At 61.1% G+C, this 9,779-nt stretch carries 9 protein-coding genes and 1 pseudogene; 4 read left to right on the top strand and 6 right to left on the bottom strand.

All coding sequences use genetic code 11. The features are described 5' to 3' along the window. From GTF44_RS21440 to GTF44_RS21415, 6 genes and pseudogenes are all read right to left on the bottom strand, one after another. Positions 1–418, bottom strand: a pseudogene (locus tag GTF44_RS21440) (electron transfer flavoprotein subunit beta/FixA family protein); the annotation flags it as partial. Positions 419–568: 150 nt separating this feature from the next. Beyond that, positions 569–1,228 carry a hemolysin III family protein gene (locus GTF44_RS21435; protein WP_253261406.1) on the bottom strand — a complete coding sequence of 220 codons (660 nt, stop codon included), beginning with the start codon at positions 1,226–1,228 and terminating at the stop codon, positions 569–571. 220 nt (positions 1,229–1,448) lie between these two features. Continuing rightward, a complete protein-coding gene (locus GTF44_RS21430; RefSeq protein ID WP_171561513.1) occupies positions 1,449–2,021 on the bottom strand; it encodes a cob(I)yrinic acid a,c-diamide adenosyltransferase in 573 nt (190 codons plus the stop codon). A 6-nt stretch (positions 2,022–2,027) separates the two neighbouring features. After that, positions 2,028–2,237, bottom strand: coding sequence for a twin transmembrane helix small protein (locus GTF44_RS21425; protein WP_145214900.1), 210 nt, complete (start codon positions 2,235–2,237; stop codon positions 2,028–2,030). 53 nt (positions 2,238–2,290) lie between these two features. After that, complete coding sequence (locus tag GTF44_RS21420) at positions 2,291–3,121, bottom strand: SDR family NAD(P)-dependent oxidoreductase (protein WP_171561512.1); 831 nt, start codon at positions 3,119–3,121, stop codon at positions 2,291–2,293. A gap of 60 nt (positions 3,122–3,181) precedes the next feature. Continuing rightward, positions 3,182–3,751: an SH3 domain-containing protein gene (locus GTF44_RS21415; protein WP_171561510.1), complete on the bottom strand. Its 570-nt coding sequence runs from the start codon at positions 3,749–3,751 to the stop codon at positions 3,182–3,184. Positions 3,752–3,892: 141 nt separating this feature from the next. Here GTF44_RS21415 and parC point away from each other — a divergent pair, with 141 nt between their 5' ends. The 4 genes from parC to GTF44_RS21395 all read left to right on the top strand — a co-directional run bounded on the left by parC (position 3,893) and on the right by GTF44_RS21395 (position 9,635). After that, positions 3,893–6,196: a DNA topoisomerase IV subunit A gene (parC, locus tag GTF44_RS21410; RefSeq protein WP_171561508.1), complete on the top strand. Its 2,304-nt coding sequence runs from the start codon at positions 3,893–3,895 to the stop codon at positions 6,194–6,196. A 9-nt stretch (positions 6,197–6,205) separates the two neighbouring features. After that, positions 6,206–7,459 carry a DUF898 family protein gene (locus GTF44_RS21405; RefSeq protein WP_171561506.1) on the top strand — a complete coding sequence of 418 codons (1,254 nt, stop codon included), beginning with the start codon at positions 6,206–6,208 and terminating at the stop codon, positions 7,457–7,459. Beyond that, a complete protein-coding gene (locus GTF44_RS21400) occupies positions 7,459–8,631 on the top strand; it encodes a M48 family metallopeptidase (RefSeq protein ID WP_171561504.1) in 1,173 nt (390 codons plus the stop codon). The genes GTF44_RS21405 and GTF44_RS21400 overlap by 1 nt, the downstream gene beginning before the upstream one ends. Positions 8,632–8,852: 221 nt before the next feature. Continuing rightward, positions 8,853–9,635, top strand: a complete 783-nt coding sequence (locus tag GTF44_RS21395; protein WP_253261407.1) for a hypothetical protein — start codon at positions 8,853–8,855, stop codon at positions 9,633–9,635. Positions 9,636–9,779 lie beyond the last annotated feature (144 nt).

Below are 9,779 nucleotides of genomic sequence, written 5' to 3'. Positions count from 1 at the left end.
CGGTCAGCGCGCCCAGCATCTGGCCGGTGGCGTTCATATCGTTGTCGATGGCCTGTTTGCCCGCAAGCACGAGGCCCGGCTGCTCTTCGTCGATCACGGCTTTCAGGATCTTGGCGACAGCCAGCGGCTCGATATCCTGGTGCACATCCTCGGCGGCAACGACCAAAATCGCCCGATCTGCACCCATGGCCAGCGCTGTGCGCAGTGTCTCTTGCGCCTGTTTCACCCCGATCGAAACCGCGATGACTTCTACGGCCTTGCCCGCTTCTTTCAGACGGATCGCCTCTTCGACAGCGATCTCATCAAACGGGTTCATCGACATTTTAACGTTGGCGAGATCGACACCGGACCCGTCCGCTTTCACCCGGACCTTCACGTTATAGTCAATCACGCGCTTAACAGGCACCAACACCTTCATATGCACGTCACTCCTATTCATGGCCTAAGCGGGATCGCCCAGACACGCCTCCATTCCCGAGGTGTGTTATCGTTCTTATAGCGATGAAAACAGTCCAAAATCGACGCAGGCGGGCCAACCGACGCCGCGTTACGTGGTTCGTGCGTTACGTCAAGTGCCCGAAGCGCGCACCAACTCGACCAAAACGGCGGCGTAAACCACACCTGTCGCGACCAGCACAAAGACATGCCAGATCGTGTTGTGGAACGGTAGCCCTTCCCAAACATGGAAGATGACACCGGCGGAATAGGTCGCTCCGCCAATGACAAGCAGGATCAGCCCCGCCTGACTCAACCCGTCCAGGGCCGAGCCGCCCAAGGCGACCCCGGCCCATCCAAGGCCCAGATAGAGGATCAGCGTCAGGATGCGCGGATGCCGGGTACTGAAAATGATGATCGAGGCCCCTGTCAGCGCCACGCCCCAGATCAACGCCAGGAACCAGCCTGCATGCGGCCCGACCAGGGCGATGACCGGCGTATAGGTGCCCGCGATTTTCAGGTAGATCGCCGATTGATCGATCCGGCGCAGCCGATCCTGCCATTCCGGGGTCAGGATCATGTTGTAGAGCGCCGAGCAGGAAAGCATCGCGATCAGGCAGATCGTATAGATCGTCGTGGCCGTGATGATCGTTGCGTCGCCGATCCACACCGCTGCCAGGGTGATCATCACCGGGCCCGCAATCATCGCCGCCGAAATGCCCGAGACATGCACAACCGCATCCGAAATATATTCGGCGCGGGAATAAGCAGATGGGTCGCGGCGTGGCAGCATGAGACCTCCGATGCGAGTCCTGTTCAGCCTAGCGGAGAAAACTTAACCGTCAATTGACCATATGGGGAGGTTTGGGGATGTGCTCAAATCTGACGCAGGGGCAGGTGCGGGGGATGCGCCTGCGGCGTCCCCCGGGTGCGTCCCAGGAGCTTCGCCCTTTGCGTCCCCCAGGGCTCCGCCCTTCCAGGTGCCGAAGGCTCCATTGGAGCCTTCGCCGCTTTCAGCGGTTCGCACCTGGAACCCATAAGACATCATCCTTGCCATCGTTATTGGCGATCCGGCCCGCCACAAAGAACCAGTCGCTCAACCGGTTGAGGTATTTCACCCCCTCTGGGTTCACCGATTCCATCGTCGCCAGTTCCACACTCATCCGCTCGGCCCGCCGCGCCACCGTGCGGCACACATGCAGATGTGCGGCCAGCGCTGCGCCGCCGGGCAAGATAAAGCTGCGGAGCGGGGTCAGCTTCGCATTCATCCCATCGATCTCCGATTCCAATCGCAAGACCTGGGCTTCGGTGATCCGAAGCGCCGGATACTCCCGCTCGCTGTCCTTCTCCATGCCGGGCGTGCAGAGATCGGCGCCGAGATCGAACAAATCGTTCTGAATGGCGGCCAACATGCCGTCCATATCGCCTTCGGCCTGCAACCGCGCCATGCCAAGTGTCGCGTTCAGTTCATCCACCGTGCCATAGGCTGCAACCCGCACCGAATGTTTCGCCACTCGGCTGCCATCGCCCAAAGCGGTTTCGCCCGCATCGCCGGTTTTTGTGTAGATTTTGTTCAGAACGACCATCTTGGGTCAGCCTCCTGTCTGGCTGCGAAAGTAAACAAAGGCGAGGATCAACAGCACCGCCACGAATTGCGCGGCCAAGCGCCAGCGCATGAATTTGTTGGAGTTCTTGCGGCCATATTCGCCGCCGATGCGGAACGAATTGATCCCCATCAGCAAAATGACCAGCACGCCGAGACAGGCAAGTGCCACGATGATGAAAAGCGGGTCCGACAGCATGGCACGTCCTTCTTTGGTGGTGATGGGCGATGTAGCAGCCCTTTTCGGTTTGGCTAGGCTTTGGCGACCAACCAGTCGAAAACAGATTGTGGCAGGATACGCCGGGCGATCTCAACAATCCATGTGGGGGTTGTGATGAAGTACCGCGCGCGCGGGCGGGGGGCTTCCAGCGCGTGGATCAGTTTGGCGGTTACAGCGGGCGGGTCCAGTTGGAACGGCGCCTTGCCGGTGTCCTCATAAAGGTGGCGGATCAGTTGGGCCCGATAACGCTCCGCGACGGCGGAGTTTTCCCAATCGATCCATTTCTCAAAGCCGGGGATGGAGTTGATACGGAACTTCGAGGTGACGGGCCCGGTATTGAGGATCGAGACGTGGATATCAGTGTCGCGCAGTTCCAGCCGCATCGTGTCGGCCAGCCCCTCCACCGCGTGTTTCGTCGCCGTATAGGCCCCGCGCCAGCGCAGTGGCACGCGGCCAAGGGCCGAGGAATGCTGCACAATTCGGCCATGCCTGCCCTGCGCCCGCATCACCGCAACCGCGCGAATGGTCAGGTCTTGCAACCCAAAGACATTGGTTTCGAAAATCTCCCTCAGCGCGCCGGGCGGGACGTCTTCCATCGCGCCCGGTAGCCCATAGCCGGCATTGTTGAAAAGCGCATCTAGCGTGCCGCCGGTCCGGCGGAGCGCCTCATCCATACCGGCCGCGATGCTGTCTGGATCAGCCACATCCAGCAAGAAGCTCTCCAGCCCCTCCGCCTCCAACCGCGCCACATCCTCCGGCTTGCGGCAAGTCGCGAACACCCGCCAGCCACGGGCGTGCAAGGTGCGGGCGGCATCCTCCCCCAACCCGGAAGAGCAGCCTGTGATCAGGATAGATTTTGCCATAGACCCCTCGCGCGCAATCGCATCCGATGCCTAGGGCAGGGGCGGCGTCAGGGCAATGGCCTAGGGGCGGGTTGGCGACAAGAAGCGTGCGGCCATATAGCCAACTCGGCCGGACTCGATATCGCGGATTTGGGTCCAGCCGCCGGCGACCTCTTCGATCAGCTCGGCCTCAGCGCCGAAGCCGAGCGCGACCACTACAGGGTTCGCGGTGGAGGGGCCTGCACGCATATTCACCCGGCTGCCGGTGACAAAGACCGTCTCGCGGATGGGCGGCGCGATCGCTTCAGCATTCTCCGGCTCCACCTGCCGGGCCAGGCGGACCATCTCATTGGCCGTGTCGACAGGCCGGATCACGGCGGTCACCTCGATCATCTCACCATCGGGGCCTAAGACGACCATCGCAGGCGCAGGCTCTGCTGTGGCGGGTGCCAAGATCCCCTCTTCAAGCGGCTGGGTCGATGCGATCTGTACCCCCTCGCTTGCATCGGCGGTGGGAAGGTTGGCGGCGGGGTCAAACGCGGCCTGGGTGGATACCTCAGGTGTTGTCTGCGGCTGAACCGGCACCGCCTCAGGCACCACAATCATGCCCACATAAATCAACGCGCAAAGCGCAATCGTCCAACGGATCATGGCAGTAATCCTTGAATAGAAGTCTTCAAACAATATCGGCAGTTTATTGCCGGTTGGCTGATTCTGATACGGGGAAAAAACACCGGCGCGTCGCTTTTGGTTGCTTTACGGTGGATCGGTCCTTGCGTATCAAGGGGTCAAATGAGCGAGCAGAACACGCCAGAGCAAAACAAAAACACAAGCGAATCGCTGAGTCGGGCGATTGGCTCTCGATACCTGCAATATGCGCTCTCGACGATCATGCACCGGGCCTTGCCTGACGCGCGCGATGGGTTGAAGCCGGTGCATCGGCGCATCCTTTATGCGATGCGGGAGCTGCGTCTGGCGTCCAATGGCGGCTACCGGAAATCGGCGAAGATCTCCGGCGATGTGATGGGCAACTATCACCCGCATGGCGATGCCGCGATCTATGATGCGATGGCGCGTTTGGCGCAGGATTTCACCATTCGCTATCCCCTGGTCGATGGGCAGGGCAATTTCGGCAATATCGATGGCGATAACCCGGCGGCCAGTCGTTATACCGAAGCGCGGATGACCTCTGTGGCGGAGGCGTTGCTCGAAGGATTGGCCGAGAACGCCGTCGACTTCCGGGACAATTACGATGGCACGTTGCAGGAGCCGGAGGTTCTGCCGGCGGCTTTGCCAAACCTGCTCGCCAATGGCTCCAGCGGCATCGCCGTGGGTATGGCCACGAATATCCCGCCGCATAATCTTGATGAGCTGATCGAGGCTTGCCTGCATCTGATCAAAACGCCGGATGCCCGCGACGACACGCTTCTGAACTATGTCAAAGGCCCCGATTTCCCCACCGGCGGCGTGATCGTCGAGCCGCCTGAGAGCATGGCCGAGACCTATCGGACGGGCCGGGGGGCCTTCCGCCTGCGTGCCAAATGGGACGTCGAGGAGCTTGGCCGGGGGCAGTGGCAGGTCGTGGTCACCGAGATCCCCTATCAGGTGCAGAAATCCAAGCTGATCGAGAAGCTGGCGGAACTGATCCAGACCAAGAAGATCCCGATCCTGGCCGATGTGCGCGACGAAAGCGCCGATGACATCCGGATCGTGTTGGAGCCGCGTGCCAAGACCGTCGACAAAGACCTGTTGATGGGCATGCTCTACCGCAATTCCGACCTGGAAACCCGGTTCTCGCTCAATATGAACGTGTTGATCGACGGGCGGACACCCAAGGTCTGCTCCTTGAAAGAGGTTTTGCGCGCTTTCCTCGATCATCGCCGCGATGTGTTGATCCGCCGGTCCCGGCACCGGTTGGAGAAGATCGACCATCGGTTGGAAGTGCTCGAAGGCTTCATCATCGCCTTCCTCAATCTCGACCGGGTGATCGACATCATCCGCTATGATGACGACCCGAAAGCCGCGCTGATGCGCGAGGATTGGGGTCGTGATTTTGTCCGCGCCACATCTGAGGCCGATTACAAAACTCCGCCGCCCGGCGAGGGCGAATTGACCGAGGTGCAGGCTGAGGCGATCCTCAATATGCGGCTGCGCAGCTTGCGGCGGCTCGAAGAGATGGAACTCTTGCGTGAGCAAGAGGCGCTGATGGAAGAGCGCGCGGGGCTGGAAGACCTCCTCGAAAACGAGAGCATCCAGTGGTCCCATATCGCGGACCAACTGCGCGAAACCCGCAAGCAATTTGGCAAAACCTCCGAATTCGGTGCCCGCCGCACGCAATTTGCCGAAGCCGGAGAGGTCGAAGAGGTGCCGCTTGAGGCGATGATTGAGCGCGAGCCGATCACGGTCGTCTGCTCAAAGATGGGCTGGATCCGCGCGATGAAGGGCCATATCGACCTGACATCTGAGTTGAAGTTCCGCGACGGGGATGGACCGCGCTTCGCATTCCACGCGGAAACCACCGACAAACTGCTCAGTTTTGGAAACAATGGCCGGTTTTACACGATTTCTGCCACAAATTTGCCCGGAGGCCGTGGGATGGGGGAACCCGTCCGCCTGATGGTGGACATGCCCAATGAGGTCGAAATCGTGGATCTGTTCATTCATCAGCCTGACGGCAAATTGTTGGTGGCCTCTTCGGCCGGCGACGGCTTTGTCGTGCCGCAGGCCGATGTGGTGGCGCAGACACGCGCAGGCAAGCAGGTGCTGAATGTGAAAGGCGATGTGACCGCAAAGGTCTGCACCGCCCTGGCACCGGGCGATGATCACATCGCCACCGTAGGTGAGAACCGCAAGGTTCTGGTGTTCCCGCTAGAGGAGCTGCCCGAGATGGGCCGCGGCAAAGGCGTCCGCCTACAAAAGTACAAAGACGGGGGCCTTTCCGACGCCTGCGCCTTTGCTCTGTCCGAGGGCTTAAGCTGGAGCGATCCAGCAGGCCGCACGCGGACGGAGGCCGATTTGACCGAATGGATGGGCAAGCGCGCCAGCGCTGGCCGTATGGCCCCGCGCGGCTTTCCACGGGATAATCGGTTTACCTAAAGAGGCGGCATGTCGGCACTCAAAACGGAATTTGGCGGCGGGCGGGGCGACCTGTTTCAGTTGGCTATGAAAACCGGATTTCTGACGGCGTTGACCTTCGGTCTCTACCGGTTCTGGCAGACCACGCGCTTTCGGCGTTGGTATTGGTCGGCGGTTCGGCCCGGCGGCACCCCGATGGAATATACCGGCACCGGCGCGGAGAAGTTCATTGGCTTTCTCTTCGCGATCATCCTTTTGGCGCTCTACCTGGCGTTCTTCAACGTGGTGGCGATGTTCATCACCATCCGTCTAAGCGCAAACACCCCAGGCATCTTAGAGTATGGGGCCGCTGCGACACCTTTGGCGTTGATCCCGATCATCTTCATGGCGCGTTATCGCGCCCGGCGTTACATCATGTCACGCAGCCGCTGGCGTGGCATCCGTTTTGGCATGTCGGCGGGGGCCTGGGGGTATGCCTGGCGGGCCTGTCTCTATTCGGCATTGGCGTTCCTCACGCTTGGCCTGCTTTGGCCGCTGCGCACATTCCAGCTTGAGAAATACCTCACCGATCGGAGCTGGTTCGGCACCGCGCGCTTCACCCAATTCGGCAGTTTCTGGCAGCTCTATGGTCCCCTGATCCCGTTCCTGATCTGTTTCTGGGGCACGCTGGCGCTTTACGGGTATGGATTGAGCTATCTTATTCCCACCGCGTTTGGGTCGGCCTCTGGCGGCGTTCCTACGGCGGTGAATAATGGCCCGGCTTGGCCTTTCCTGGTCGGCAACTTGGGGATTCTTCTGACCTTTCTCTTCGCGGTCTATTACCGCGTCGCGAGTTTCCGGGTGATGGCGGCGATGAAGACCCTCGGTGACGGGTTGGAGTTCGACATTCACCCCCGCACCCGGACCCTGGTGCTCATCCATATCATCGGTGGCATCTTGACCAACCTGGCCACAAGCGTGGCCGCGACGATCGTGATTGTCGCCGCGATTGCCATCGGCATGGGGGTTGGCATCTCGCTGCCAAGCGGGCCCGCGGCACCGGTTCCAGAGCCGTCGGCTATCCTCGCGCTGACACTGCTTTTCGTTATTTCGCTGGTGGTCATTATCGTCTTCTACAACGTGTTCCGGCAGATTTTCATAACTTTCCCAATGGTGCGCCATGTGGCGGAGACCTTGGAAATCCACGAGCCGTCGCTGCTCAGCACCATCCGTCAGCGGGATCGCGATGATACCCGAGATGCGGGCGGCTTTGCCGAAGCGCTGAATGTCGGAGGGGCCTTCTGATGGAGTATGCGATCCGCAATCAGGCTTTCGCCGACAAAATGGCGATGAGCTATGCTGAGTTTTTTGACGGGATCACCCCGATGGTTCAACGCGTCAGCCTGCGGGTCGCGGGGCAGGGCGACGCGGCGGTTCTTGAGCTGAAAAACGTCGAAACCCATGCGGAGATCCGGTGGCGGCTGGCCGATATCCGACAGGTGCCGGATCAAGCCCGCGAAGACGCGTTCATTTTCACACCCGACAATGACGCGCCGGCGCGGCTGGTGATCCGCGAGGCGGAGGCGCTGCGCGAACTGGTCACGGCCTTGCCCGATCTGAAGACACTGGGCGCGCCGAAAGGCTCGTGGCGGAAAATGGTCGGCATGGTTGCGGCGGCGGTTGTGGCCTTTGGCGCGATCCTGTTCGGCCTGATCCCCGTCATGGCCGATCGCGGCGCAGAGCTTATTCCGCCCGAGACCGAGATGGCGCTCGGGCAGGGTTTGTTTGAGCAAATCTATCCAGCCATGGGGGCCTATGAGTGCACCGATCCGGCGGGTCAGGCGGCGTTGAATCGGATGCAAGCACGACTGACGCGCGGGCTCGATCTGCCCTATCCGATCCAGGCGCGTGTGGTCAGCGAGCCATCGCTCAACGCAACCGCCTTGCCCGGCGGGCATGTGACCTTCCACCGTGGCTTGATCGAGGCGGCGCAAAGCCCCGAAGAGGTGGCGGCGGTTTTGGCGCATGAGATCGGCCATGTGGCGCATCGCGACGGCACCCGCGGCGTGCTGCGCACGATGGGCTCCTTTGGGATCATCGGGCTGGTCTATGGCGATTTTCTGGGTGGGTCGGCCATGGCGGCGGTGTCGCAACAATTGATCACCTCCTCCTATAGCCGTGAGGCCGAAGAGCGCGCCGATGCCTATGCGCATGAGCTTCTGGCGCGCGAAGGGATTTCGCCGGGCGCCTTGGGGGTCTTTTTCCAACGGATACGGGACCAAGGGTTGGATATGGATCTGGGGGTGTTCCAACATCTGAGCACGCATCCGGAGACTCTGACCCGGATCGAAGCCTCCGCTGCGGCTGCGGCGGTTGGGTTCACGCCTGGCGACCCGGTGCTGTCGGCGGAGGATTGGGCCGCGTTGCAGCGGATTTGCGGCGGAGGCGCGCCTCTGTCGGGAGGCACAAAGGGCTGATCTCTCCGGGTATATCGTCAAATTGAGCGCCTGACGGCGCAAGATTCCACCTCGCCTGCACCCATTCAGGGTTTGGCTCAGGCCGGCGCCCGTCGAACAGAAACTGGACCAAAACGGGCGGTGCCCTTTCGGCATCTCTCTGCTGCCGGATATGGCGGTATCGTTGCGCGAGGCGGTATGCTGCGGTAAGGCTAAGCGGCTGCTCATCCAGGGGGAACCGCATGCGCATTATGACCCGTCTTGCCGCGATTGGCCTGTGTCTGTTTCTGGCCGCCTGCGCCGCGCCGGATCCGCTTGAGGAAGAGCTGCCCGATATGGGGGACTTCCGCCTCGCCTTTAACATCGTGGTGGCCGACAACATGCAGCAGGTGCCCCCGTCGCGCCGTGCGACACCCGAGGAATGGGAAGAGGCAATGACAGCCGAGATCGACCGCCGGTTTGGCAGCTATGAAGGGGACCGGCTCTATCATATCGCGATCAATATTGACGGGTACTCCCTTGCGCCCCCGGGCATTCCGGTGGTGTTGGCTCCGAAGTCGATCCTGGTGATCTCCGCCAATGTCTGGGATGACGAGTTGCAGGCCAAGCTGCATGAAGAACCAAACCAGATCACGGTGTTCGAAGGGGCCAGCGCGGCCTCGGTCATTGGATCAGGTCTTGTGCGGTCGCGGGAAGAGCAGATGCAGATTCTGGCCCGTAATGCCGCGCGCCGGGTGCAACTCTGGATGCTGGAAAACCCCGAATGGTTCAATCTCGATCCGGACCTTGCGGCCACGGATGCGGCCGAAGTCGCCGCCATTGCCGAGGCAGAGGAGCCCGATCTGGAAGCAGAGGCCGAAACCGAAGATTTGGGCGCTGAGACCGCGGCCGTCGGCGATGTAGAGGCCTCCGAAATAGACGCCGCTGTTGATCCCTCTGCCGAGACGCCTGCGTCTTTCGCGGTGGAGACTGCCACCTGTGATCCCCTGGTTTCGGACGATTGCCCGGAGCCCATCAGCAACTGACGCTTGATTTTTCTCCCGCATCTGAGTAACGAGCGCGCGATGTTGAACCGGGCTCGATATGGCCCCCTAAACGACGAGGCGCCACGGGAATGGCAAAGGAAAAGTTTGAGCGTAGTAAGCCGCATGTGAACATTGGCACGATTG

It is taken from the genome of Roseobacter sp. HKCCD6576-2, assembly GCF_013179285.1.
Classification (GTDB): Bacteria; Pseudomonadota; Alphaproteobacteria; order Rhodobacterales; family Rhodobacteraceae; genus Rhodophyticola; species Rhodophyticola oceani.
Note: the sequence above shows the minus strand (reverse complement) of the source record. Positions and strands in the feature narration are given on the sequence as shown.